The sequence below is a fragment of the Vibrio tasmaniensis genome, assembly GCF_024347635.1.
Taxonomy (GTDB): Bacteria; Pseudomonadota; Gammaproteobacteria; order Enterobacterales; family Vibrionaceae; genus Vibrio; species Vibrio tasmaniensis.
The window spans coordinates 2390781-2415462 of the sequence record NZ_AP025510.1; the positions used below are offsets into that span (position 1 = coordinate 2390781).

At 45.0% G+C, this 24682-nt stretch carries 21 protein-coding genes; 9 read left to right on the top strand and 12 right to left on the bottom strand.

Going from position 1 to position 24682, the window contains the following annotated elements:
* Positions 1 to 81: 81 nt before the first annotated feature.
* Positions 82 to 1320, top strand: a complete 1239-nt coding sequence (locus OCV44_RS10740) for a uracil-xanthine permease family protein (protein WP_004734317.1) — start codon at positions 82 to 84, stop codon at positions 1318 to 1320.
* A 140-nt stretch (positions 1321 to 1460) separates the two neighbouring features.
* Here OCV44_RS10740 and upp read toward each other — a convergent pair whose 3' ends face one another.
* Positions 1461 to 2087 (bottom strand): uracil phosphoribosyltransferase, encoded by a 627-nt coding sequence (upp, locus tag OCV44_RS10745; protein WP_009847387.1) that lies wholly within the window; start codon positions 2085 to 2087, stop codon positions 1461 to 1463.
* A gap of 169 nt (positions 2088 to 2256) precedes the next feature.
* Here upp and purM point away from each other — a divergent pair, with 169 nt between their 5' ends.
* Entirely contained in the window at positions 2257 to 3297 is a 1041-nt protein-coding gene (gene purM, locus OCV44_RS10750; protein WP_008222945.1) for a phosphoribosylformylglycinamidine cyclo-ligase, read from the top strand.
* A gap of 120 nt (positions 3298 to 3417) precedes the next feature.
* Positions 3418 to 4104, top strand: a complete 687-nt coding sequence (gene purN, locus OCV44_RS10755; RefSeq protein ID WP_139137269.1) for a phosphoribosylglycinamide formyltransferase — start codon at positions 3418 to 3420, stop codon at positions 4102 to 4104.
* 135 nt (positions 4105 to 4239) lie between these two features.
* On the opposite strand, the gene OCV44_RS10760 is transcribed toward purN, so the two are convergent.
* Together OCV44_RS10760 and lpcA are read right to left on the bottom strand one after the other, a co-directional pair.
* Complete coding sequence (locus OCV44_RS10760) at positions 4240 to 5085, bottom strand: class II glutamine amidotransferase (protein WP_009847389.1); 846 nt, start codon at positions 5083 to 5085, stop codon at positions 4240 to 4242.
* A 67-nt stretch (positions 5086 to 5152) separates the two neighbouring features.
* Positions 5153 to 5728, bottom strand: a complete 576-nt coding sequence (gene lpcA / locus OCV44_RS10765) for a D-sedoheptulose 7-phosphate isomerase (protein ID WP_017084137.1) — start codon at positions 5726 to 5728, stop codon at positions 5153 to 5155.
* Positions 5729 to 6321: 593 nt separating this feature from the next.
* Between lpcA and fadE the strand changes: the two genes are divergently transcribed.
* Positions 6322 to 8787, top strand: a complete 2466-nt coding sequence (gene fadE / locus OCV44_RS10770) for an acyl-CoA dehydrogenase FadE (protein ID WP_139685965.1) — start codon at positions 6322 to 6324, stop codon at positions 8785 to 8787.
* Between the two features lie 208 nt (positions 8788 to 8995).
* Positions 8996 to 10189 carry an ISL3 family transposase gene (locus OCV44_RS10775; protein ID WP_139686334.1) on the top strand — a complete coding sequence of 398 codons (1194 nt, stop codon included), beginning with the start codon at positions 8996 to 8998 and terminating at the stop codon, positions 10187 to 10189.
* An 88-nt stretch (positions 10190 to 10277) separates the two neighbouring features.
* Here OCV44_RS10775 and OCV44_RS10780 read toward each other — a convergent pair whose 3' ends face one another.
* Together OCV44_RS10780 and dnaQ are read right to left on the bottom strand one after the other, a co-directional pair.
* Positions 10278 to 11525, bottom strand: a complete 1248-nt coding sequence (locus OCV44_RS10780; protein ID WP_139684053.1) for a TIGR03503 family protein — start codon at positions 11523 to 11525, stop codon at positions 10278 to 10280.
* A gap of 9 nt (positions 11526 to 11534) precedes the next feature.
* Positions 11535 to 12302: a DNA polymerase III subunit epsilon gene (gene dnaQ / locus OCV44_RS10785; RefSeq protein WP_009847393.1), complete on the bottom strand. Its 768-nt coding sequence runs from the start codon at positions 12300 to 12302 to the stop codon at positions 11535 to 11537.
* Positions 12303 to 12358: 56 nt separating this feature from the next.
* Between dnaQ and rnhA the strand changes: the two genes are divergently transcribed.
* Complete coding sequence (rnhA, locus tag OCV44_RS10790; protein ID WP_019821624.1) at positions 12359 to 12823, top strand: ribonuclease HI; 465 nt, start codon at positions 12359 to 12361, stop codon at positions 12821 to 12823.
* Positions 12824 to 12931: 108 nt separating this feature from the next.
* Here the strand turns inward: rnhA and OCV44_RS10795 are convergent, their stop codons facing one another.
* Positions 12932 to 13717 carry a class I SAM-dependent methyltransferase gene (locus tag OCV44_RS10795; RefSeq protein ID WP_139684054.1) on the bottom strand — a complete coding sequence of 262 codons (786 nt, stop codon included), beginning with the start codon at positions 13715 to 13717 and terminating at the stop codon, positions 12932 to 12934.
* Positions 13718 to 13770: 53 nt separating this feature from the next.
* Here OCV44_RS10795 and gloB point away from each other — a divergent pair, with 53 nt between their 5' ends.
* From gloB to OCV44_RS10810, 3 genes are all read left to right on the top strand, one after another.
* Entirely contained in the window at positions 13771 to 14529 is a 759-nt protein-coding gene (gene gloB / locus OCV44_RS10800; RefSeq protein WP_139684055.1) for a hydroxyacylglutathione hydrolase, read from the top strand.
* Between the two features lie 70 nt (positions 14530 to 14599).
* Positions 14600 to 16171: a LysM peptidoglycan-binding domain-containing protein gene (locus tag OCV44_RS10805; protein ID WP_139684056.1), complete on the top strand. Its 1572-nt coding sequence runs from the start codon at positions 14600 to 14602 to the stop codon at positions 16169 to 16171.
* The gene (locus tag OCV44_RS10810; RefSeq protein WP_139684057.1) at positions 16168 to 16854 is read left to right on the top strand and encodes a YIP1 family protein; all 687 of its coding nucleotides are present in this window, start codon (positions 16168 to 16170) and stop codon (positions 16852 to 16854) included. Before OCV44_RS10805 ends, OCV44_RS10810 begins: the two co-directional genes overlap by 4 nt.
* Positions 16855 to 16964: 110 nt before the next feature.
* On the opposite strand, the gene OCV44_RS10815 is transcribed toward OCV44_RS10810, so the two are convergent.
* The 6 genes from OCV44_RS10815 to dnaE all read right to left on the bottom strand — a co-directional run bounded on the left by OCV44_RS10815 (position 16965) and on the right by dnaE (position 24656).
* Positions 16965 to 17807 carry an endonuclease/exonuclease/phosphatase family protein gene (locus OCV44_RS10815; RefSeq protein ID WP_139684058.1) on the bottom strand — a complete coding sequence of 281 codons (843 nt, stop codon included), beginning with the start codon at positions 17805 to 17807 and terminating at the stop codon, positions 16965 to 16967.
* Between the two features lie 61 nt (positions 17808 to 17868).
* Positions 17869 to 18207, bottom strand: coding sequence for a nitrogen regulatory protein P-II (gene glnB / locus OCV44_RS10820; RefSeq protein ID WP_017063373.1), 339 nt, complete (start codon positions 18205 to 18207; stop codon positions 17869 to 17871).
* Positions 18208 to 18337: 130 nt separating this feature from the next.
* Positions 18338 to 18649, bottom strand: a complete 312-nt coding sequence (locus OCV44_RS10825; protein WP_139684059.1) for a c-type cytochrome — start codon at positions 18647 to 18649, stop codon at positions 18338 to 18340.
* Between the two features lie 58 nt (positions 18650 to 18707).
* Positions 18708 to 20048, bottom strand: coding sequence for a tRNA lysidine(34) synthetase TilS (gene tilS / locus OCV44_RS10830; RefSeq protein WP_139684060.1), 1341 nt, complete (start codon positions 20046 to 20048; stop codon positions 18708 to 18710).
* 123 nt (positions 20049 to 20171) lie between these two features.
* On the bottom strand, positions 20172 to 21131 hold the full coding sequence (gene accA, locus OCV44_RS10835; protein ID WP_139684061.1) for an acetyl-CoA carboxylase carboxyl transferase subunit alpha: 960 nt from the start codon (positions 21129 to 21131) through the stop codon (positions 20172 to 20174).
* 45 nt (positions 21132 to 21176) lie between these two features.
* Complete coding sequence (dnaE, locus tag OCV44_RS10840; protein WP_139684062.1) at positions 21177 to 24656, bottom strand: DNA polymerase III subunit alpha; 3480 nt, start codon at positions 24654 to 24656, stop codon at positions 21177 to 21179.
* Positions 24657 to 24682 lie beyond the last annotated feature (26 nt).

The window sequence follows — 24682 nt, forward strand, 5'->3', positions numbered from 1 at the left end:
TAGCAACCGATTGCCAAGTGATAGAATCCCGCGAATTTTATTTTTCGCTTTTCATATAACGACCATTTTTAAGGACATAACATGAAAAATGCTCTGCAAGGTGCGCAAATGCTATTTGTCGCTTTTGGTGCACTTGTACTGGTGCCCCTGCTGACAGGCCTTGATCCCAACGTAGCGCTCTTTGGTGCAGGTATCGGTACCCTTTTATTCCAACTTATTACACGCCGTTCAGTACCTATTTTCCTTGCGTCTTCTTTTGCATTCATCGCACCTATCATGTTTGGCATTCAAACTTGGGGTGTAGGTGCAACCATGGGCGGCCTTATGGCGGCAGGTGTTGTGTATGTATTAATGGGTGCCTTAATTAAGGTACGTGGTGTAGCCTTTATCCACAAACTGCTTCCCCCAGTCGTAGTTGGCCCTGTAATCATGGTGATCGGCTTAGGTCTTGCACCTGTTGCGGTAAATATGGCGCTAGGTAAAACGGGTGATGGCGCTGTTCAACTTATTGATGCAGACGCCGCGTTATGGATTTCTTCTATTTCATTACTGGTAACGATTGTCATCAGTGTGTTCTCGAAAGGCTTTCTTAAGCTACTGCCGATCTTCGGTGGTATTGTTGCAGGTTACGTAACGAGCTTGGTATACGGCGTCGTTGATTTTACCCCTGTCGCTCAAGCAGCTTGGTTAGCACTACCAAACTTCACAGCGCCAGAGTTCAACATCAACGCTATCTTCTTTATGGTGTTTGTGGCAATTGCGCCAGCCGTTGAGCACGTGGGCGACATGCTTGCTATCTCGAACGTAACCGGTAAAGACTACCTTAAGAAGCCAGGCTTACACCGCACAATTACTGGTGACGGCGTGGCAACGATTGCTGCTTCTATGTTAGGTGCTCCACCAAATACAACCTACAGTGAAGTAACGGGAGCTGTAATGCTGACCAAAGCATTCAATCCAGTGATCATGACTTGGGCTGCAGTAACAGCGATTGTTCTAGCATTAGTAGGTAAGCTAGGCGCTCTATTACAAACGATCCCAGTTCCTGTGATGGGCGGCATCATGATTCTACTGTTTGGTTCAATCGCAACAGTTGGCCTAAACACTCTAATTCAGAACAAAGTTGACCTACACAAATCACGCAACCTTGTGATTGTCGGCATTACTTTAGTCTTCGGTATTGGCGGCATGGCATTTGGCATCGGTGACTTTAGTCTACAAGGTGTAAGCTTATGCGGCATCGTGGCAATTCTGCTTAACCTAGTTCTTCCAGAAGAGTTAGGCGATAACACTGTAGTAGATAAAGCTCAAATCGATTAATAAATCGGTAAGGGGAGATTCAAAAGAATCACAACCTAACAAGATCAAAAAAGGAGAGCATCGAATGCTCTCCTTTTTTATTAATACGGTTAATTCAGCGAGTTAAAGGACTGTTTAAAGTCACTTAAGCTGAAGCCGAATTACTTAGTACCGAAGATCTTATCACCAGCATCGCCAAGACCAGGAACAATGTAGCCCTTGTCGTTTAGCTTCTCATCGATTGCAGCAGTGTAAAGCTCAACATCTGGGTGCGCTTTTTCTAGTGCAGCGATGCCTTCAGGGGCAGCAACAAGTACCAGTACTTTAAATACTTTACAGCCTTGCTCTTTTAGAAGGTCAAGAGTTGCAATCATAGAACCGCCAGTTGCTAACATTGGATCAACCACTAGAGCAATACGCTCATCAATGTTAGATGCCAGCTTGTTGAAGTATGGTACAGGCTCTAATGTTTCTTCGTCACGGTAGATACCCACGACACTGATTCGAGCACTTGGCATATGCTCTAAAACACCATCCATCATGCCTAGACCTGCACGTAGGATTGGCACTACTGTTACCTTTTTACCTTTAATTTGGTCAACTTCTACTGGGCCGTTCCAACCATCAATAGTTACACGTTCAGTTTCAAAGTCTGATGTCGCTTCGTATGTTAGAAGGCTACCCACTTCTGTCGCTAGCTCACGAAAACGTTTAGTACTAATGTCACCTTCACGCATCAGGCCAATTTTATGTTTTACTAGCGGGTGTTTCACTTCAACAACTTTCATTTCCAACTCCGGCAATATTTAAACAAACCTGTAGATTATACACGAACTGTGGGGTTATTTCAGAATCTTTATTCTAATAAAAAAAACCGCGCAAACGTTTGCTCTTGGTAATCAAGCCCTGTTAGAATAGCGCCGTTTTCACATCCAACTTAAGTTCGAGGACTATCCCGTGAGTGGTAATACTTCTTCTCTAAGCTACAAAGACGCTGGTGTTGATATCGACGCAGGTAATGCACTAGTAGACCGTATTAAAGGTGCTGTTAAACGCACTCGTCGCCCTGAAGTAATGGGCGGTATTGGTGGCTTTGGCGCCCTATGTGAACTTCCAACGAAATACAAAGAGCCAGTACTTGTTTCAGGTACTGATGGTGTTGGTACTAAACTTCGCCTTGCTTTGGATCTGAAAAAACACGACACCATTGGTATCGACCTAGTGGCAATGTGTGTGAACGACTTAATCGTTCAAGGTGGTGAGCCGCTATTCTTCCTAGACTACTACGCAACAGGTAAGCTAGATGTAGATACAGCAGCAGATGTTGTTTCTGGTATTGCTGAAGGCTGTGTTCAAGCTGGTTGTGCACTGATCGGCGGTGAAACGGCTGAAATGCCAGGTATGTACGAAGGTGATGACTACGATGTAGCTGGCTTCTGTGTTGGTGTTGTAGAAAAAGCTGACATCATTGACGGCACTAAAGTAGCAGCAGGCGACGCACTTATCGCTGTTGGCTCAAGTGGTCCACACTCAAACGGTTACTCTTTAATTCGTAAAGTTCTAGAAGTTTCTGGTGCTGATAAGAGTGAAGAACTAGAAGGTCGCACTATCGGTGAGCACCTACTAGAACCAACTAAGATTTACATTAAATCAGCGCTTAAGATGATTGCTGAGCATGACATTCATGCTATCTCGCACATCACAGGTGGTGGTTTCTGGGAAAACATCCCTCGCGTACTTCCGGAAGGCACTAAAGCAGTGATTGACGGAAAGAGCTGGGAATGGCCTGCTATCTTCAACTGGCTACAAGAGAAAGGTAACGTGGAGACATTTGAAATGTACCGCACTTTCAACTGTGGTGTAGGCCTAGTTGTTGCTCTACCTAAAGATCAAGCAGACGCTGCTGTTGAACTGCTGAAAGCCGAAGGCGAAAACGCTTGGGTTATCGGTGAGATCGCAAACGCTGAAGCTGGTGAAGAGCAAGTAGAAATCAAATAAGTGATGCATTCGCTTATTTAGTTAATAGATGAGGACCTAATGGTCCTCATTTTGCTATTAAGCCCACAGAAAACCTTGGTTTATGTAGGTACATTGTAAACAGTTCAGTTAATCAATCGCATGACCCACTCTATGAAAAACAGCCATTCTATGAATAACAGTCACTCTAAGAAAAACATCGTCGTTTTAGTCTCAGGAAGCGGAAGTAACTTGCAAGCAATTTTGGACGCCTGCGAGAGCAATATGATTGATGCTTCAGTTAAAGCTGTCTTCTCAAATAAAGCAGAAGCTTTTGGTTTAGAGCGAGCGAAAACCGCAGGTGTTGACGCACATTCTGTGAACCCAAAAAACTATGGTTCACGTGAAGAGTTCGATCATGAATTGATGATTCAGATCGATGCTTACCAGCCCGATTTAATCGTACTTGCGGGATACATGCGTATCTTGAGTTCAGAATTTGTTCGTCACTATGCCGGTAAAATGGTCAACATCCACCCTTCCCTGTTACCTAAATACCCAGGCCTACACACCCACCAGCGTGCCATTGATGCACAAGACAAAGAGCACGGTACAAGCGTCCACTTTGTTACCGAAGAACTTGATGGTGGCCCTGTAATCTTGCAAGCTAAGGTGCCGGTATTTGAAGATGATGATGCTGACATGTTAGCAAGCCGAGTACTGACTCAAGAGCACTGTATTTACCCGATGGTTTGTAAATGGTTTGCTGAAGATCGTTTATCGATGGTAAACGGGAAGGCTGTCTTAGACGGTGAAACATTAGGTACACACGGTTACGCAGAAGAGTAATTAATAAGGTTGTTCTCCCAGAGTAAATCACGGAAGAATAAGCCTTAAAAAACAGAAAACAAAAAGGCCGCTCACTGACTTATTAGTACAGTAAGCGGCCTTTTTTAATCAGGACAAATAATAGTATCGACTAGATTAGCTCAATGGTTCAGTAGGCGCTTGGCTTGCCACCTTCTTCGGAGCATAAGCGACATCTTCCAACGCTTGGTGGTTGTTGCCAATTAACTCTCCAAAATGAAACAGCGCGTATTCACCCGGCTTCATTCTAAACCACTCTTCATTGTCTGTTAGGGGCTGAGTTGCGACGACGGTTACCACATCGTTGGGCGTAGTTTCTTCTTGGAAGTTAATCTCAACATCTTCATCAATCAGGCTCGCGTTACCAAAAGGAGCGCGTCTTGTTATCCAGTATAAATGGTTCGTACAATAGTTCATCACGTACTCACCGTCACTGAGCAACATATTGAAAACACCTTTCTCTCGTAACTGGTCACAGCACTCAGCGACAAAGCGAAACATACCTTCCATATCTTGAGGAGGTTCAGGAAAACGGTCTTCAAGTTGTTTCAACAACCAACAGAAAGAGAGTTCGCTGTCCGTCTCACCGACCGGTCTGAATCGACCACTAATCAGATCATCATAATCCGTTAGTTGACCATTGTGAGCAAAGGTCCAGTATCGTCCCCAAAGCTCACGAGTGAAAGGGTGAGTATTTTCTAGATTAACGCCACCACGGTTGGCTTGACGGATATGACTGACAACAGCTTGGCTCTTAATTGGGTAGTTTTGAACCAGCTCAGCGATCTTAGATTCACAGCTAGGATTAGGATCTTTAAATGTACGAAAGCCCTTTCCCTCATAGAAAGTAATACCCCAACCATCACGATGTGGACCTGTGTTGCCTCCACGTTGCATAAGGCCAGTAAAGCTAAAACAAATATCAGTTGGCACATTCGCGCTCATACCGAGCAATTCACACATGGTTTAATCTACTCCCTATTAAAACCAATGGAGCCACAAACCTAGGCTCCAAATGTCTGTAAAACTATTATTCCATTTCTTTTTCAACAAGCTGAATCACAATGTGGATGATCTTAATGTGAATCTCTTGGATGCGGTCAGCGTAGCCAAAGTGTGGTACTCGGATTTCGATATCAGCACAACCTGCCATTTTGCCGCCATCTTTACCTGTTAGGGCAATGGTTTTCATGCCTTTCGCTTGAGCAGCTTCAATCGCTTTTAGAATGTTGGCAGAGTTACCTGAAGTCGACAAACCAAACAACACATCGCCTTTACGACCTACGGCTTCTACATAACGAGAAAATACGTGGTCGTAGCCAAAGTCGTTACTCACGCAAGACAGATGACTCGGATCTGAAATCGCAATACCAGCAAAGCCTGGACGATTTTCACGGTATCGGCCTGTTAGCTCTTCCGCGAAATGCATTGCATCACAGTGTGAACCACCGTTACCACAAGAAAGCACTTTGCCCTCTTGCTTGAATGAATCTGCAATCATTTTTGCAGCAGCTTCAATTTGAGCAATGTTATGGTCATCACTCAAGAACTTGTTCAGAACGTCAGCAGCTTCGTTCAATTCACTTTTGATTAGGTCTTGGTACATTTGGCTTATCTCTTATGTTTTTTAACGCAACTTAAAGTGCGTGAAATGAGAATTGAGGGTTTTCCCCTCTTTATACTGAGTTTACCCACAAACATGAAATAGTGTCGACACTTAAGCCCAAAGATTGCCACCTTTATTAGGGTCTGTTGACCTTTCGAGCTAATTTTTGCAGCTCTTTGTGGGAAATTTATACAAGGCAGAGGCTTTGACGTGTAGCTAGCCTACATGAAAAGCCAATAACGCAGTAGAAATGAACCACAAAGGCTGCCCGAAGGGTTTGGCTAAAATCGTTTTATACTTTGTTGAAGAATATTTGCTTAGAATGACTAGGCTACATACTCTTCGCCGCGCCTAAAACGATTTTATCTCCAACAAAATTGAACCACGAAAGATCAACAGACCCTAACCTCTCATTGCAGATCCGTCCAAATATTCACCACCAACCTCTCACAATTAGAACTTTAACTCTATTGAGATCACTTTTTATTCACTTTGCAGTTTTACAAATATTTAATATTTTGTTTACACTTGACTGGTTAGACCTCTTACCTAAACTTAATAACAATAAGTGATCTCTGAAAAGGAAATCGATCATGAACATATTGCTCTCCCTACTCGGCATGACAGCCATCTTAGGCGTCTGTCTTTACCATAGAGTTAGTCTGGTCCGTGCGTTAATCGTGTTAACTGGCGCAATGGTAGCATTAACCCTGTTTGGCAGCGTGGCAGTCACTGGCTGGCTTTGTTATCTATTGGCCATTGCGATCTTTGCTATACCAACAATTCGTCAAACCCTCATTAGCCAAAAAGCACTTTCTTTGTTTAAGAAGGTTTTACCTGCCATGTCTCAGACGGAAAAAGAGGCATTAGAAGCAGGCACAGTATGGTGGGAGGCAGAGCTGTTCAAAGGCAAGCCTGAGTGGAAGAAGCTTCAAAACATTGCGGATCCGAAACTTTCTGAGGCGGAACAAGCGTTTTTAGATGGCCCAGTAAATACAGTGTGTGAGATGGTCAACGATTATCAAGTGACACATGAACTTGCCGATTTGCCACCAGAAGTTTGGCAGTACCTGAAAGACCATAAATTCTTCGCCATGATCATCAAGAAAAAATACGGCGGTTTAGAATTCTCCGCCTACGCTCAGTCTTTAGTTCTACAGAAGCTAACGGGTGTTTCGAGCGTATTATCATCGACGGTTGGCGTACCTAACTCACTAGGTCCTGGTGAGCTATTGCAGCACTACGGCACAGAAGATCAAAGAAACCATTACCTGCCACGCCTAGCCGAAGGTAAAGAGATCCCTTGTTTTGCCCTAACGAGCCCAGAAGCAGGCTCAGATGCTGGCTCAATTCCAGATTACGGTGTGGTGTGTAAAGGACAATGGCAAGGCGAAGAAGTATTGGGCATGCGCCTAACTTGGAACAAACGTTACATCACTCTAGCGCCTGTCGCGACCGTTTTAGGCTTGGCCTTTAAACTGAGAGACCCAGAAGGTCTGCTTGGTGACAAACAAGATCTTGGCATCACCTGTGCCCTTATCCCTACCGATTTAAAAGGCGTAGAGATTGGCAACCGTCACTTCCCACTTAACGTGCCTTTCCAAAATGGTCCGACTCAAGGTGATGACATCTTCGTGCCTATCGATTTCATCATTGGAGGCCAAAAGATGGCAGGACAAGGCTGGCGTATGCTGGTTGAGTGTCTATCGGTTGGTCGTGGTATCACACTGCCTTCAAACTCAACCGGCGGCATTAAATCTGCAGCATTAGCAACCGGTGCTTACGCTCGTATTCGTCGTCAATTCAAACAACCAATTGGTCGTATGGAAGGAGTTGAAGAGCCACTTGCACGTCTAGCAGGTAATGCCTATGTAATGGATGCAGCAAGTAACCTAACCGTTGCGGGTATCGATCTCGGTGAAAAGCCTTCGGTTATCTCAGCCATCGTAAAGTACCACTGTACCCACCGTGGCCAACGCAGCATCATCGATGCGATGGATATCGTCGGCGGTAAGGGCATCTGCTTAGGTCCATCAAACTTCCTCGCTCGTGCTTACCAAGGGTCACCAATTGCGATTACAGTTGAAGGCGCAAACATCCTGACTCGTTCAATGATCATCTATGGTCAAGGTGCTATTCGCTGCCATCCTTATGTTCTAAGCGAAATGGAAGCGGCTTATTCTGAAAGTAGCGATGCACTTGATAAATTTGATTCAGCATTAGCTGGGCACGTTAGCTTTACTATGAGTAATCTAGTCCGCAGCTTGTGGTTTGGTTTAACCGACGGTCGTGGTTCAGATGCACCAACACCATCCAATAAAACGGATAAGCAGACACAGCGTTACTACCAACAGCTGAACCGCTACAGTGCTAACTTAGCGCTGCTGTCTGATATTTCAATGGCTGTATTAGGCGGTTCACTGAAACGCAGAGAGCGCCTATCTGCAAGGCTGGGTGATATCCTGAGCCAACTCTACTTAGGGTCAGCAACACTTAAGCGCTTTGAAAGCGAAGGTAGCCATGCTGAAGATCTCCCATTAGTCCATTGGGGTATGCAAGATAGCTTACGTCAAACTGAAGTCGCGATTGATGAGTTCTTAGCGAACTTCCCTAACCCTGTGATTGGTCGTCTACTTCGTGTTGTGTTAATGCCATTTGGCCGTATCCGTCGTGCACCAAACGACAAGCTGGATAGCCAAGTCGCGCATATTCTACAAACACCAAGTGAAACACGCTCTCGTATCGGCCGTGGCCAATACTTGGAAGCGACGGAATACAATCCAGTAGGCAAGATTGAAAAAGCGTTAGAAGTGATTCTTCAAGCTGAACCTCTGTTCGATAAAGTCTGCAAAGAAACGCATCAAAAACGAGCTTTCTTACGACTCGATCTTGTTGCTCAGTTGGGGCTCGAGAAAGGTATCTTAACGGAGAAAGAAGCCGCGTTATTGGAAAGTGCAGAGGAACATAGACTGTACACAATTAACGTTGATGACTTCTCACCAGAGGAACTTGAAGCAAAGACTCAGTACCCAGACCAATCGATTGATAACGTCGCTTAAGGTCAGAGAAAGAAACAAAAACGGGACTCCTATGAGTCCCGTTTTTTTATTCATCACTTCGTTGTCACAAAATTTATTGCTTACTCTCTCGAGGCTTGTTCTATCTAAGTTTAGGTTCATCGCGGATTAGCGGGAATTGAAAACAAAAACGGTAGTAAGTGATATGGTTTAGTCGCCAAACAAAAATCATACACAAACTACCGTTTCCATGCAGAATCATACTTTCCTATCTTCATTCTGGGAAGGCTTTCAAATAGTAAAGTCTCACCAGACAGCAACACTTATTACCCTTACTCTTAAACCTAACTCTGAGGCTAAGTGCCTTTGTGGTCTTGAAGCCGAAGCTATCCACGAGTATCAATGGCGTCATGTGAAAGAGGCCATGTTGCTCGGGGTTCCTGTTGAACTTTCTGTTCAAACACGAAGAATTAAGTGTCGTGACTGCGGCATAAAAACAGAGTCTCTACCTTGGTTGGAGCCTTATGCTCGTATAACGAAGCGCCTAAAAAGCTATATAGAGCAGCTACTACCTCTTCTTCCCATTAAGCATATCTCCCAGTTAACGAACGTTCATTGGCATACCATTAAAGAGATAGATAAACGCCGACTTAGAGAAGTGGTACCGCCAGTGAAATGGGAGGGACTAAGGCAACTCGTCATGGACGAGTTCGCCATCTTTAAAGGACATCGATATGCCACAGTCATCGCTGACGCTAAGACTCACCAAGTCATTTGGGTAGGGTTAGGCCGTAGCCGCAAGGACATACGACCGTTCTTCGAGCAGTTAGGCAAGCATGGCAACAATATCGAGGCGGTCGCGATGGACATGAATACGGCTTTTGACCTTGAAGTTCAAGCGCACTGTCCGAATGCAAAAATCGTTTACGATTTGTTCCATGTTGTCGCTAAGTTCGGTCGAGAGGTGATGGATAGAGTCAGAGTCGACCAAGCCAACAAACTCAAGCAAGATAAAAAAGCGAGGCAATGGGTCAAGCGCTCACGCTGGGTACTGTTGAAAAACAGAGGTAACTTAAATGCACGACAAGATAGCTATCTGACTGAAATATTGAATATCAATAAGGACTTGATGACCACTTATATACTCGGAGCCCAACTCAAAGAGCTTTGGTATTGTGAGTCAGAAAGGCACGCTAAGGGGCTCTGGGATGCGTGGTATGAACAGGTACAAGAGAGTGGAATTAAGCCATTGAAAGAGTTCGCACGAAAACTGAGCTCCTATCTTCACGGTATTATCGCATCGGCAAGTTATCCATTAAACACCTGCACACTTGAAGGGATAAACAACAAGATAAAGTTAATCAAGCGAATGGGGTATGGATATCGAGATACAGACTACTTCTTCTTAAAGATAAAAGCGGCTTTCCCCGGAAAGCCGCGATGAACCTAAGTTTAGTCTCTCGAGGTTTGTTGTCCCGACGTTTACTCACTCAAGACAACAATCTCAAGACAACTCTAGGGATCCAGACGAGTTACTTAGGCGCCTTGAGTTGCATCTCAGGCAGCGCTCTCTTCTTCGCTTTGATTTTACGTATTACAAACCAAATCAGTAAGCCTAATAAAATCGCAGCCACATTACCTACCGCTATAATCATTATGCTGCGCTGCCTATCATCTTCTCTTTTTTGAAGAATCATTAATTTCTCAGCAATACGCTTCTGCTCAGCAAGTGCCTCTTCTTGAAGACGTCGAGATTCTGCTAGATCTATCTCTTGAACAACGCTGTACGATTGCTCGGTAATCGGGAAGATAAGTGGACGCTGGCTTGAAGCATCGGTGGCGTATATCATCCCCGACCAAGTATAAATTCCTAAATCATCATTGTAAGGCAACGCTAAAGACACTTTCATCGCATCAGCTTCAGCTTGGCCTTGCTCATACACCACATACCCATCAGGGGCTTTGTACTCAACGTGAGCTGCTAACGAGCTCGGTGCAATCATACCTGGCTCGCCAGACGCCACGACGGTATGAGATAAGCCTTCTTTACGAGACTGAATGAAGGTGGTCGTGATTGGCGTTGGGTAGACCAAGACCTCTTGCTCTTGCGCTCGCAGGAATACACCATTACCAGAAGTAATTCGAGCTCGATATTTACCAGGCTCAATATCCATTGGTAACGACACAGTGAACACACCATCTCCAGATTTTTCGTCAAGATCAACGCCATCATCGGCAAACTCACCCATGACAACTGGAATTGGCCGCGCTTCTCTCACTAAGGACTCTTCGTTTTCGACGAATTTAGTGAATGTTACTTTAAGTTTCACTCGGTCAAGAAAGTCACGCAGCACAAGCGGCTTACCGTCTGAAGTCAAACGGGCAGTAAATTTGATACGTTCGGTTTGATACAACTTATCTGGAAATTCATTGGCGTCTAAAACCAGATGAGATAAGAGTTTGATATTATTTTTAGGTGAGACCTTACCTACCGCTTGCCAAGGACCCGGCATCGGATTGTCGATAGAGATAATATCCATTGACGATTCTTGGTACCAACGGACATTATCAGCATGACGCAAAGCGTGATACTTCTTGCCATCAGGACGAACCAAGACGACGGGTTTAGAATTATCGGCTCGATAGATCACAAAAGTAACTTGTTCGATAGTGGGATCAACTCGAAAGCGATTATCCAATAAACTCATTACGGATTCTGTTGCTGCGTGTAAGCCAAAGCTCAACAGCAATAAACAACCGGTAGCCAATACCCTTAACATACTTTCTCCCTACTGACGCCAGAGACAGCTTCCGCTTTTCTCGACGAGGTCTAAACGACTTTGATGCGCTTCTACTTCATCGGCCGTAGCTCGCAAAACCTTTAGGGATTTTCGACCACTTTCTGCTCTTCGTATGCTTTCGCCTTCGCCTTCTTGTTGGCCAGCGTTAAATTGCAGCGAAGTTTGCCCACCCGTCATCAATAAATAGACGTCAGCTAGAATCTCCGCATCGAGCAATGCGCCGTGAAGAGTACGATGCGAGTTATCAATACCATAACGATCACATAAGATATCTAGGTTGTTTCTTTTCCCTGGGAATATCTTCTTCGCCATAGCCAAGGTATCGGTAACTTTACAGTAGTCATCCGTTTTACCTATCGCGGGATTAAGCTTCTCAAACTCATAATCCATAAAGCCCGTATCGAAGGGCGCGTTATGAGCCACCAGCTCCGCACCTTTAATAAAGTCGAGAAACTCTTTATGTATGTCTTGGTATTCTGGTTTATCAATCAAGAATTCATCGGTAATACCGTGAACGCCAATTGCCTCTTCTTGAATGGCACGATCGGGCTTGATATAGACGTGAAAGTGACGCCCCGTCAGCCTACGGTTGATGATCTCTACTGCACCAATCTCAACGATGCGATGCCCCATATAGTGAGGGCCACCCTCTGTATTCATACCGGTGGTTTCGGTATCGAGTACAACGATGCGTTTATTTTCATTCGAACTGTTTTTTTCGTTCGTGCTTTGTTCTGGAGTGCTACTGGTATTCATAAGGATAACTGTGTCAGACTATGCCGATAATGTGCTTGAGGTAATAGTATCAAATCATGACGAAACAAGTTGAAATTTTCACTGATGGTTCTTGTTTAGGCAACCCAGGTCCTGGTGGCTACGGCATCGTACTTCGCTACAAAAAAGTCGAGAAGACGTTAGCCGAAGGTTTCACCCTGACCACCAATAACCGTATGGAAATGCTCGCCGCTGTTGTGGCTCTCCAAGCCCTCAAAGAGCCTTGCTCTGTCATTCTGACCACAGATAGCCAATACGTGCGTCAAGGTATCACCCAGTGGATTCATAACTGGAAAAAGCGCGACTGGAAAACAGCCGATAAGAAACCGGTTAAAAACGCAGACTTGTGGCAAAGGCTCGACAAAGAGACGGCACGTCATAGCGTTGATTGGCGCTGGGTTAAAGGACACGCTGGGCACCGAGAAAATGAAATGTGTGATGATTTAGCGCGCACCGCGGCTGAAAACCCAACTCAAGAAGATACAGGCTATCAACCAAGCTAATCACCTTTTGAAATGAGATGTAGATTTCAGAAACAGATTTATAGTTTCTTAAACAGACAGACAGACAAACAGATAGATGGATAGATAAATAAATAGATGAAAAGCCGACTACGAGTCGGCTTTTTCTGTTTTTAACGGATACGAAGTTTTAGCGGAGTCCAAGGTGCGACGCGTATTGGTTCTAAAACTGGCTCCTACAGGAGAAAAACGTCGCTTAAGGTGCCAATGTGGCTTGATAGGCTTAAGTGGATAAGTACGTTTACGAGCAACAATAAAGTATTGGCTACCAGCGAAAGATGCGCAGCTGCCTAAGCTGTTCTCCAGCCACGTCCACATCGCTTGGTATTTACTCATCGGGAACAGTGCGTAGGTGTCACAATGAATGACTTCATAATTCAGTACGCCTAGCCAATCTTTAATTCGGTTTGGCGTATACATACGCCCACTCCATGGCAAGCTGTTCTTTCGCCAAGGCATCAAACTGGCAAGCCCAGTGACACTGATTGGGTTAAAACCGGTGATAATGATATAGCCATCATCCATCATCACTCGATCGACTTCTCTCAATAGTCGGTGTGGGTCGTTGCTATAATCTAACTGATGACTCAGCACCACAACATCAAAGCTTTTCTCTAAAAAGGGCAAATTATAGCCATCTGCTATCACATTATGTAATGGGTTCTGGATATCTAGGTTTACTTGATGTTGAATGTTGCATGTGCAGCTAGAAATCTCACTACTGAGGCCGCCGAGCTTGAGCATGTGGTAACCAAAAAGCTTTGGACACCACTCATCGAGTCGAGTTTGAATTGATTCTCTCAACCAGTCCCCATTGTGCAACTGTGCCCAAGTGTAAGGACGCTCAAACTTCTTTCTGCTACGCGCTGGCTTCATCAATAATCTATCTCACTTATTCTGTCTCACTAAAAGTGACTGGAGATCCAATAATGTTACATATCAAAAGCATACCTGCATTTAACGATAATTACATCTGGCTGATTGAAAATAGCGATCGCCGTTGTGCTGTCGTCGACCCTGGTGATGCGGCTCCAGTATTAGAGTACTTGGCACATCATGAGCTAACTTTAGATGCAATCTTGATTACACACCACCACCACGATCACATTGGTGGCGTGCCAGAGCTGGTAAGACAATTTCCTGGCGTGGATGTCGTCGGTCCCAAAAATGAACCTATCCCGACTTTAACTCATCCCGTTGATGACGGTGACCAATTGGAGCTGTTTGGCGAAGTATTCCTTGTGCTTGGGCTCAGTGGTCACACCGCAGGACACATTGGTTATGTGGGTGATGCCAAACTGTTTTGTGGCGATGTGCTGTTTTCAGCTGGTTGTGGGCGAATCATGGAAGGCACCCCACTGCAGATGTTTGATGCATTGAATAAGATAACGGCACTCCCACAAGAAACCGAGGTTTACTGTGCTCATGAATACACGGCAGCCAATATCGCTTTCGCACTTGCAGTTGAGCCGAATAACCAACACCTAAAGCAATATCGTGACCAAGTGAATCGACTGCGCGCTCAAAATAAGTCGACCATCCCCACAAATTTGAGACAAGAGAAGTTTGTTAACCCTTTCTTACGCTATACAGAACCAAGTGTAGTGAAATCAGTATCTAATCGTACCGAGCAGACCGATCCTTTATCGGTTTTTACCGCTTTACGTGCGTGGAAGAACGAATTTTAACAAATACAGGCTTGTCACTCATAGGGAGTGGCAAGTATTATCATCGGCCGTTTATTAAAAAGGCTGTAACATGCGAGTTAAGTACAGCTGGGCTTTGGTACTACTACTTTCTGGTTGCCAATTAACTCAGTCAGAGAATCCAGACCAAGCTTCCGAGCAAACCAACACCTCCCCTACTAAAGAAGTTTCTCAAGCGAACGTTTCATCGGGAACGACCCTAGAAGAACCAAAAGTTGAAACACCCGTCGTTACTCCACAGACACAACAAGATGTTTGGAAACGTATTGCGATGCAACTTGAAATGGAAGTGCCAGACCAAAAGAAAGTCGACTACTACCGCACTTGGTACCTCAAGCACCCTGGTCATCTAAAAACCGTATCAAAACGCGCGGAACCTTTCCTTTATTTGATCACAACTAAGATTGAAGAAAGAGACTTGCCTTTAGAGCTGGCCCTATTGCCCGTTGTTGAAAGCTCGTTTGATGCATTTGCTTATTCTCATGGTAGTGCTGCTGGACTATGGCAGTTCATTTCAGGTACCGGCAAAGCTTACGGACTAGAACAAAACTTCTGGTACGATGGCCGCCGTGACGTAGCCGCTTCAACCGACGCCGCATTGGATTTCTTAACCGACCTAAACAAACGTTTTGATGGGAACTGGCAACACGCAATCGCTGCCTACAACAGTGGCGGTGGTCGTGTGAACAGCGCAATCCGTAAGAACAAGAAGCTGGGTAAGCCAATCGACTTCTTCTCTCTCGACTTACCAAAAGAGACCAGCAGCTATGTACCTAAGCTACTTGCACTGGCTGACGTGATTGCTAACCAAGAGAAGTATGGCATCGATATCCCTGCGATCCCGAACAAGCCAGTACTGACTCTGGTTAACCCAAGTGAACAACTTGATTTAGCCATTGCCGCAAGCTACGCCGGCATTCCTGTCAAAGAACTGCAAGGCCACAACCCGGCTTATAACCAGTGGGCAACGGCACCAGAGAAACACCAACAATTATTGCTTCCTTTAGGCTCTGTTGAGAAGTTCAACAAAGAAGTGGCAGCCAATAAAGGCAAAGGCATGAAGTTGGTGCGTTACAAGGTTCAGTCTGGTGACAGCATTAGCGTACTCGCAAGCAAATATAACACCACCAGTAAAGTGATCCGCTCAGCAAACGGTTTGAGCAACAATAATATTCGTGTTGGTCAGCACCTATTTATTCCAACATCAACAAAAGACGACAAGACATACGCACTAAGCGCTTCAAATCGCCTAGCAAGCACACAGTCAAAGAGTCGAGGTCAATATAAGCTTAGCCATACCGTAAAAAGTGGTGACAGCCTATGGACGATTGCGCGTGCAAATAAGGTGTCTCACCAATCACTGGCTAAGTGGAATGGCATGGGACCACGCGACACGCTTAGAATTGGTCAAGAACTGGTCATTTGGAAGAATAGTTCAGATGGTGCCATCATCCGAACTGTCTTTTATAACGTAAGATCAGGTGACACAGTCAGCGGTATTGCATCAAAGTTCAAAGTAAAAAGCACAGATGTTGTAAAATGGAACGCTTTGCAGAACAAGAAATACCTACAGCCAGGACAAAAACTGAAGCTGTATGTTGATGTAACTAAGGTAAGTGTATGAACCCGTCAAGTAACCCACTCGTCATGCTGTTGGATATATTCCGTTCACCAACAGCTTGTTTCTTAGCGCTTTATCAAAGAAGTACTTGGGGATGGCAACCCTACGTCGTATTAATGCTCAGCCCATTCTTATTTTGGGGAGCCTATTTTTCGAATGTAGATTTTGCATGGTTAAGCGCAGAGTTGTCACAACAACTGGCTCAAACAAACCCAGATCAATTGGCGTTACTTGACAGCAATACCCTACTCGCGAGTGAAATCATCAGTGATATATTCGGCCGTACGTTAACCATCATTCTGTTGGCATTTTGGTTTAACTTAGCAACAAAACCAAGCCAACACCAACATAGCTTTTGGCGATGGTTTGCAGCCGCATCGGTTGTGATATTCCCTGCTGTTTTAGGTGATGTTGCAAGCTACGCAAGCCTAATTCTCAAGCATGGACATGTGATGAACTACGCTGCTGATTTGAACAGCATAAATGGCTTAATCAAGTTACCACTTACCAATGAGTGGTCGCAGTTTGCGAGCTCATTACCACTGTTGTTACCTTGGTACATCGTACTAGGTTATGCCGCGGTATTAACGTGGACTGAGTTTGAACGTGGGCAAGCACTGGTCATCTCTGGCTTGCCATGGGTTGGTTACTACCTAATCTGGGCGCTCTATATTTTAATATTCTAAGCTTGAGTCGATAAAATAAAGGCTAGGGAATACTCACTAGCCTATTTTTTTCATTAGCTAATTATTAAAAGTAACCACTGTGCGAATAGTTAATTGCCATTGGCTTGTTACTATCTAGCCTTAAAGGTCACTCGCATAGGGTTATGATCAGAAGCGTCCGTAATGGGCGCTTTTGCTTTTTCTACATCTAACCCTCGATAGAACACATGGTCGAGCACCAGCCCTGTAATGAACTGAGTTCGGTTATCAGGCTCAAAAGTAACTTCCGTCAAACCTACCTGTTCCAACGCATCTTTCAATACAGCAAAGCGAGCTTCACTCCAGCTATTAAAATCCCCAGCAAAAATAACAGGTCCACGATACTTTTGGAGATTGTCGGTTAAGCTCTTTAGCTGAGCCTCGTAATCTTCCGTACCAAAGGTGAAGTTCACCGCATGGATATTAATCACAGCCAGTTCTTCGCCATTACTTAGCAGGTAGCGTGACCAAAGTGCGGATTTAGGCAATTGAAACCAAGGTTCTTCATGAGTAAAAGCACAAGCTTCAATCGGTAAATGGGTGGCTAAGTTGAGTACACCCGCACTTTGCTCAAAGGCTTCAAATGCATTCACACGAGTACTTCCCCATTGACCACTCGTTACCCATTGGCGAAGCCCTTCTGTCATACTCGCTTCTTGCAGCAAAACTAAATCGCTATCGGCTGACAGCTTATTTAACTCACTTTGCCAATTATTTCGGTTTTGCTTATAGATATTCCACACCGTAATATCTAGGCCATCAGACACATCAATCGCTTTCGGGGCAGAGTTTTGGTAGCAGCTGTAAATATCGTTGCTCGTATTTCCAGAAGAAGTGATCAAGTTGGGTTTATTCGGGATCACGAAGATAAAATGAAAACTAACGACAGCAAGCGTTATCAATAGCGAGATAACAATGATGGTTTTCTTAAACATACAGCACCCTCCCAGAAATGAAAAAGGAGCGATAAACGCTCCTTTTAGGGTAATAGTTTTTTTATACGGCGTCTTCGTCTTCTTCGCCGGTACGAATACGTACCACACGTTCAACTTCAGTAATGAAGATCTTACCGTCACCAATTTTACCGGTTTGAGCCGTTTCGATAATGGTATCAACACATTGGTCAGCCACTTCGTCGGTCACAACAATTTCCAATTTCACTTTAGGTAAAAAATCGACCATGTACTCTGCGCCGCGGTATAGCTCAGTATGACCTTTCTGACGTCCAAAGCCTTTAACTTCAGATACTGTCATACCCGTAATACCCACTTCTGCAAGTGCTTCACGTACATCATCAAGTTTGAATGGCTTGATAATGGCTTCAATCTTTTTCATGTTCATCCCTTAAACTGTGCGAATGGCTCATTATCGGCTAGCTATAGTAAACATTCAATGAAAAAAGCCAGAGCATTAAAGCTCTGGCTCGAAATTTATCATCTTGTTTAATCAGCGCTTTGAGAAGGTATTACTTAAGGCTTGCGTAGTAAGCGGCTAGATTTGCGATGTCTTCATCACTCAGCATAGAAGCTTGAGCCTGCATTACAGCGGCCAAACCGCCGGTGCGCTGGCCGCTCTTATAGGCCTTAATTGATGAAGCGATGTATTGCTCGTTTTGGCCTTTAAGGTTTGGATATCCTGGGATCATTGCGATACCGTCTGCGCCATGACAAGCCGCACAGATTGCCGCTTTTGCTTGACCTGCAGCAACATCACCCGCCAGAGCGTTACCACTCAATAACCCAAGTCCAAGAACTAACCCTAGTGTGATTTTCTTCATTGCATATTCCATTAATTATTTTTATTTAAGTGACGTAGAATTGTGACACAAACTTTTTCTACTTGCTCCAAAGCGCTTCACAATCTTGACCTTCGTAGTTTTTATCTACGAATAAGCCTAGAACAGCGATCACTCGATCGCCATCCATTAATATCGGCGTTCTACGTCTTAACCAACTGGGTACTTGGTATTCCTGAAAAAGCTTTTTGAGTTTTCGACTATGACCACGACCAACCGGGTGAGCCGACAATCCCTCAGGGTTAAAGGTCACTCGCAGTGTTCCGCTCGTTTTGTTGAGACTAAAACGTTGCGCCTCACGGTGGTTAGATACACCATCACTCACCGCTGAAGTTAAGTGTAGTTCCCCTAAACTATCAGGCAGAACTAAGCTATCTTCCATTGAGATATCACTTTGCCAGTTCGACAAGTCTTTGGTGTCTTGTACCAAATAGAGCTGATGATTAAAGCGCCTAATCTCAACCTCATTCAACACAAACTTAGGATTGGCATCTGCCTGAGCGCAGGCTACCTCAACCCATATAAGTTTTAGCTGCTTTTGGCTCGGCATCGGTTGATTGCAATGGCTCAACCACATTCTTAGCAAGCGTGCGCGCAGTAAATCAGAATGCTGAGATAAGACTTCTATGCTTAAGCTCTGGCTCTTACTGTCCCCCAAAGCTTGCTGGAAATGTGATTCAAGCAACTCATCGAGCAGTAACTCTTGCTCTGCGCAAAGCTGAGCACTGCGACTGACCGATTCCCGAAAGCTAGGCCAGCGAGCTGTTAATGTTGGCGCGACTTGATGACGAATAAAGTTTCGGTCAAAACGCAGATCCTGATTACTCTCATCTTCAACCCAAGCTAAGCCCATGTCGTGAGCTGACGCTTCGATGTCTGATCGAGTCACTGACAGCAGAGGTCTCACAATAAACGCTTCACCAAACAGCATCACTTTCGCCATTGAAGAAAGTCCTTTCGGACCACTGCCACGTTTTAACGCCAACAAAAAAGTTTCAAGTTGGTCATCAATATGTTGGCCTGTAATTAGAATATCACCAAAACTAAGGTGCTTCTGAAGTGAATCATAACGAGCATCTCGAGCCAGCTTTTCAACGCTTTCTCCGCTGGTAATATCTAGAGATACTCGCTCGATGGCTAAAGGAACCGACGACGCATCACACCATGTTTGGCATTGCTCAGCCCAAAGATCAGCATTCTTACTGAGACCGTGATGAACGTGTACCGCACAGCACTCAATGTGATGGGATTTAGCGTATTGCGCAGCCAATTCCAACAACACTCGTGAATCAACACCGCCACTGAAAGCCACGATCAATCGACTAGGCTTGAGTGCGCTTTTATGAAGTACCGATGTGAAGGTTTCGATTAAGTGAGTCATGAGCGGAGAACCATGAGAGTAGGTTTGAAGAGGGAATGTTCTAATAATAAAAAAGGGTTGGCACTGAGTCCAACCCTTTCATCATCTTGTTACTTGAAGCTGCCTCATTTCAAGGCACGCTTATCAGCAGTAACCGTAGCTCATTAGGCGTTGATAACGACGCTCAAGTAGTGCTTCGTTATCAAACTGCTCTAGCTCTTCTAGCTGTTTAACTAGTATGTCTTTCATGTTCTGAGCCGTTTGTACTGGATCGCGATGCGCACCACCTAGAGGCTCAGGAATGATTTCGTCGATAAGCTCAAGATCTTTCAGACGAGGAGCAACTAGGCCCATAGCTTCAGCAGCTTGTGGTGCTTTATCTGAATCACGCCACAAGATTGAAGCACAACCTTCTGGAGAGATTACTGAGTACGTAGAGTACTGAAGCATGTTCACGTAGTCGCCAACACCAATCGCTAGTGCACCACCTGAACCGCCTTCACCGACAACGTTACAAATAACTGGAACTGAAAGGCCAGCCATCACTTTTAGGTTTTTAGCGATCGCTTCAGATTGACCACGTTCTTCAGCACCAACACCTGGGTATGCACCCGCTGTGTCGATGAAAGTAATGATTGGCATGTTGAAACGCTCAGCCGTTTCCATTAGGCGAAGTGCCTTACGGTAACCTTCTGGCTTTGGCATACCAAAGTTACGAATCACTTTTTCTTTAGTCTCACGACCTTTCTGGTGACCAATAACCATAACAGGACGACCATTTAGACGAGCCATACCACCCACAATTGCTTTGTCGTCAGCGAAAGCGCGATCGCCCGCCATCTCTTCAAATTCTGTGAAGGCATGCTCCAGGTAATCTTTGGTGTACGGACGTTGAGGGTGACGAGCAAGTTGAGCTACCTGCCATGCACCTAAGTCACTAAAGATTTTCTGTTTAAGCTCTAAGCTTTTTTTCTCTAGTTGTTCAATTTCTTTGTCTAGATCTACCGCTGTGTCACCACCGTGACGCGAAACGTCACGTAGCGCTTCGATTTTTGCTTCAAGTTCAGCGATAGGCTTTTCAAATTCTAGAAAGTTCAGGCTCATCTATGAATCCTTGTTGATTCAGCACCGCAGTTACGGAGCTAAATTTTAGTTAAATTCGAGTTCTACTTGGCTATTTCCAAGCAGCTGTTTTAATTCGTCTAGTAATGTATCACTTGGCGTCACACGCCATTCTGTGCCCAATGTTAACCGCGCTCTAGCGTCGGCACGTTGGTAGTATACATTGACTGGGACCGTTCCGGCTCTATAAGGTTCTAAGATTTGACCAAAGCGTTCAAAAAATTGACCGTTAATTTGGGATTGCTCGATAGATATCGACACCCCACGAGCATATTTCTCACGAGCGCTTCCTAAGTCCATGACCTCGCGCGCGGACATTTTAAGCCCACCATTGAAATCATCAAAGCTGACCTGTCCAGAAACAACCACAATTTTGTCTTTTTCGAGCAATTCTGCGTAGCGATCGAGCGCATCTGAGAACAACATCACTTCCATTCGGCCCGATCGGTCGTCAAGTGTCATCAAACCGATTCGTGTACCGCGCTTCGTGGTCATCACCCTAGCCGCAATCACCAAGCCTGCAATCGTTAATGACTGGTCACGACGCGTTGGCGTGGCATCTTTCAAACGACAGCTGGTGTATTTCGCAAGTTCTTTAATGTAAGCATTCACCGGGTGACCCGTTAAATACAAACCAAGCGTTTCGCGTTCACCTTCAAGCCAAACCTTTTCCGGCCATTTAGGCACTTGAGTATACTTGTGTTCAACCTCTTCCGGAGCGTCGGTCAACACACCAAACATATCAGATTGACCAAACGACTCAGCATGGTGATGTTGGCTTGCTGCCTTAACCGCATCTTTCAAAGATGCCATCATTGCCGCTCGGTGAGGACCTAATCTATCTAAGGCTCCGGATAGAATCAACTTTTCGATAACACGTTTGTTGACCTTCTTCAGATCAAGACGAGCACAGAAGTCGAATAAATCTTTAAAGTAACCGCCTTTATTTCGCGCTTCAATGATGGCTTCAATAGGGCCTTCACCCACCCCTTTAATCGCACCAATGCCATAAACTATTGCGCCATCTTCATCGACATTAAAGCGGTATAAGCCGGAATTAATATCGGGTGGAAGGAGCTTGAGCTTCATACGGAAACACTCATCAACAAGGCCAATAACCTTTTCGGTGTTATCCATATCTGCGGTCATTACTGCCGCCATAAATTCCGCTGGGTAGTGGGTTTTAAGCCACAGCGTTTGATAAGAAACCAGTGCGTATGCTGCAGAGTGAGATTTGTTGAAGCCGTAGCCCGCAAACTTCTCTACCAAGTCAAAGATCTTCATGGACAGTTCGCCATCAACACCATTGGCTTCGGCACCTTCTTTGAAGGTACCACGCTGTTTTGCCATCTCTTCTGGCTTTTTCTTACCCATTGCACGACGCAACATATCTGCTCCGCCGAGCGTATAGCCCGCAAGGATCTGTGCGATTTGCATTACCTGTTCTTGATACAGGATGATGCCGTACGTAGGTTCAAGCGTCTCTTTAAGCGATTCGTGTTGCCACGTTTCATCAGGGTAAGATACCGCTTCTCGGCCGTGTTTACGGTCGATAAAGTTATCTACCATGCCTGATTGCAGAGGGCCCGGACGGAACAAAGCTACCAATGCGATGATATCTTCAAAAGAGTCGGGTTGCAGACGCTTGATCAGATCTTTCATACCGCGTGATTCCAGTTGGAATACCGCCGTCGTTTCAGAATTTTGTAATAGGTTAAATGACGCTTGGTCATCCAGAGGAATCGATTCAATACGAACCGGCTCTTTACCCTCTTTCTTCAAGCGTGGGTTTACGAGGCCTAGCGCCCAATCGATGATGGTCAGGGTACGTAGACCCAAGAAGTCAAACTTAACCAAACCGGCGGTTTCAACGTCATTCTTATCGAACTGCGTTACTGGGAAGTTACCTTCCGCATCGGCATAGATAGGCGCAAAATCAGTGATCGTGGTCGGTGAGATTACAACACCACCCGCGTGCTTACCTGCGTTTCGCGTACAGCCTTCTAAGATGCGACACTTATCTATCAGCTCGCGTACTTCTTCATCGCCGTCGTAGAGCTCTGGCAAGGCGGGCTCAGCTAGGAATGCTTTCTCTAGCGTCATGCCCGGATCAGGCGGAACCAGCTTAGAAATTCGGTCAACAAAGCCAAATGGGTGGCCTAATACACGGCCAACGTCACGGATTACCGCTTTTGCCGCCATAGTACCGAAGGTGATGATCTGAGAAACGGCATCACGGCCGTACATTTCAGCTACGTGGTCAATAACTTGGTCACGTTTATCCATACAGAAATCGATATCGAAATCGGGCATCGATACACGTTCTGGGTTCAAGAAACGTTCGAACAGCAAGTCATATTCAAGTGGATCAAGATCGGTGATATCAAGCGCGTAAGCCACCAAAGAACCAGCACCAGAACCACGACCTGGGCCTACTGGTACATCGTTATCTTTTGACCACTGGATGAACTCCATTACGATCAAGAAGTAACCTGGGAAACCCATGTTATTAACTACTTCTAGCTCGATTTTAAGTCGCTCATCGTATTCAGGCCTGCGTTCAGCTCTGACTTTTTCATCTGGAAACAGAAATGCTAAACGTCGCTCAAGACCTTCTTCTGATTTTTTGATCAGGAAGTCTTCAATCGCTAAACCTTCCGTTGGGAAGTTAGGTAAGAAGTACTCCCCTAAACGTACAGTCACGTTACAACGCTTGGCGATCTCAACACTGTTCTCTAATGCTTCAGGGATATCTGAGAACAACTCACACATCTCTTCTTCACTACGCAGATATTGTTGTGGGCTGTAGTTTTTCGGTCGACGTGGATCGACCATAGTGAAGCCATCATGAATCGCCACACGGATTTCATGAGCGTCAAACAAGTCTTCAGAAATGAACACCACTTCGTTGGTCGCAACAACTGGCAGGTCTTCTTGCTCGGCTAATTCCAGCGCAAAGTGCAGATAAGACTCTTCGTCCGTACGTCCAGTTCGAATGAGCTCCAGATAAAAACGGTCTGCGAAATGTGTTTTGTAAAACTCAACGCAACTTGCAACCAACTCTCGATTGCCTTTCAGCAACGCTTTACCAATCTCACCCTCTTTTGCACCCGATAAAAGAATCAGGCCTTCCGCATGTTCAATCAGCCACTCTTTATCAATAACAGGCTGATGCTGCACATGGCCACGAAGATAAGCTTTTGAAATTAATAACGTTAGGTTGTTGTAGCCTTTATTACTTGTTGCAATAACCGTGAGTTTGGTCAATTCATCGCCAAAATCAGGAGACTGCACCAAGAAGTCAGCACCAATAATTGGTTTAACCCCACACCCATGGGCAGTACCGTAGAATTTCACCAAACCGCACAGGTTGGTAAAGTCGGTCAATGCTAGAGCAGGCATACCCATTTCAGCGACTTTTTTAACTAATGGTGGCACCTTGGATAGACCATCCACCATCGAAAAGTCACTGTGTACGCGTAGGTGAACAAATTTTGGATCTGACATTATTTTTCCTGAGTTCTAGGTTTAAG

Coding starts and splice junctions, on each gene's coding strand:
- fadE (WP_139685965.1), top strand. CDS start 6,322: ATGAACATATTGCTCTCCCTACTCGGCATGACAGCCATCTTAGGCGTC.
- OCV44_RS10795 (WP_139684054.1), bottom strand. CDS start 13,717: ATGAAGCCAGCGCGTAGCAGAAAGAAGTTTGAGCGTCCTTACACTTGG.
- purN (WP_139137269.1), top strand. CDS start 3,418: ATGACCCACTCTATGAAAAACAGCCATTCTATGAATAACAGTCACTCT.
- tilS (WP_139684060.1), bottom strand. CDS start 20,048: ATGACTCACTTAATCGAAACCTTCACATCGGTACTTCATAAAAGCGCA.
- accA (WP_139684061.1), bottom strand. CDS start 21,131: ATGAGCCTGAACTTTCTAGAATTTGAAAAGCCTATCGCTGAACTTGAA.
- OCV44_RS10815 (WP_139684058.1), bottom strand. CDS start 17,807: ATGTTTAAGAAAACCATCATTGTTATCTCGCTATTGATAACGCTTGCT.
- OCV44_RS10825 (WP_139684059.1), bottom strand. CDS start 18,649: ATGAAGAAAATCACACTAGGGTTAGTTCTTGGACTTGGGTTATTGAGT.
- dnaQ (WP_009847393.1), bottom strand. CDS start 12,302: ATGAATACCAGTAGCACTCCAGAACAAAGCACGAACGAAAAAAACAGT.
- OCV44_RS10760 (WP_009847389.1), bottom strand. CDS start 5,085: ATGTGTGAATTGCTCGGTATGAGCGCGAATGTGCCAACTGATATTTGT.
- OCV44_RS10780 (WP_139684053.1), bottom strand. CDS start 11,525: ATGTTAAGGGTATTGGCTACCGGTTGTTTATTGCTGTTGAGCTTTGGC.
- rnhA (WP_019821624.1), top strand. CDS start 12,359: ATGACGAAACAAGTTGAAATTTTCACTGATGGTTCTTGTTTAGGCAAC.
- gloB (WP_139684055.1), top strand. CDS start 13,771: ATGTTACATATCAAAAGCATACCTGCATTTAACGATAATTACATCTGG.
- lpcA (WP_017084137.1), bottom strand. CDS start 5,728: ATGTACCAAGACCTAATCAAAAGTGAATTGAACGAAGCTGCTGACGTT.
- OCV44_RS10805 (WP_139684056.1), top strand. CDS start 14,600: ATGCGAGTTAAGTACAGCTGGGCTTTGGTACTACTACTTTCTGGTTGC.
- OCV44_RS10775 (WP_139686334.1), top strand. CDS start 8,996: ATGCAGAATCATACTTTCCTATCTTCATTCTGGGAAGGCTTTCAAATA.
- OCV44_RS10810 (WP_139684057.1), top strand. CDS start 16,168: ATGAACCCGTCAAGTAACCCACTCGTCATGCTGTTGGATATATTCCGT.
- OCV44_RS10740 (WP_004734317.1), top strand. CDS start 82: ATGAAAAATGCTCTGCAAGGTGCGCAAATGCTATTTGTCGCTTTTGGT.
- upp (WP_009847387.1), bottom strand. CDS start 2,087: ATGAAAGTTGTTGAAGTGAAACACCCGCTAGTAAAACATAAAATTGGC.
- glnB (WP_017063373.1), bottom strand. CDS start 18,207: ATGAAAAAGATTGAAGCCATTATCAAGCCATTCAAACTTGATGATGTA.
- dnaE (WP_139684062.1), bottom strand. CDS start 24,656: ATGTCAGATCCAAAATTTGTTCACCTACGCGTACACAGTGACTTTTCG.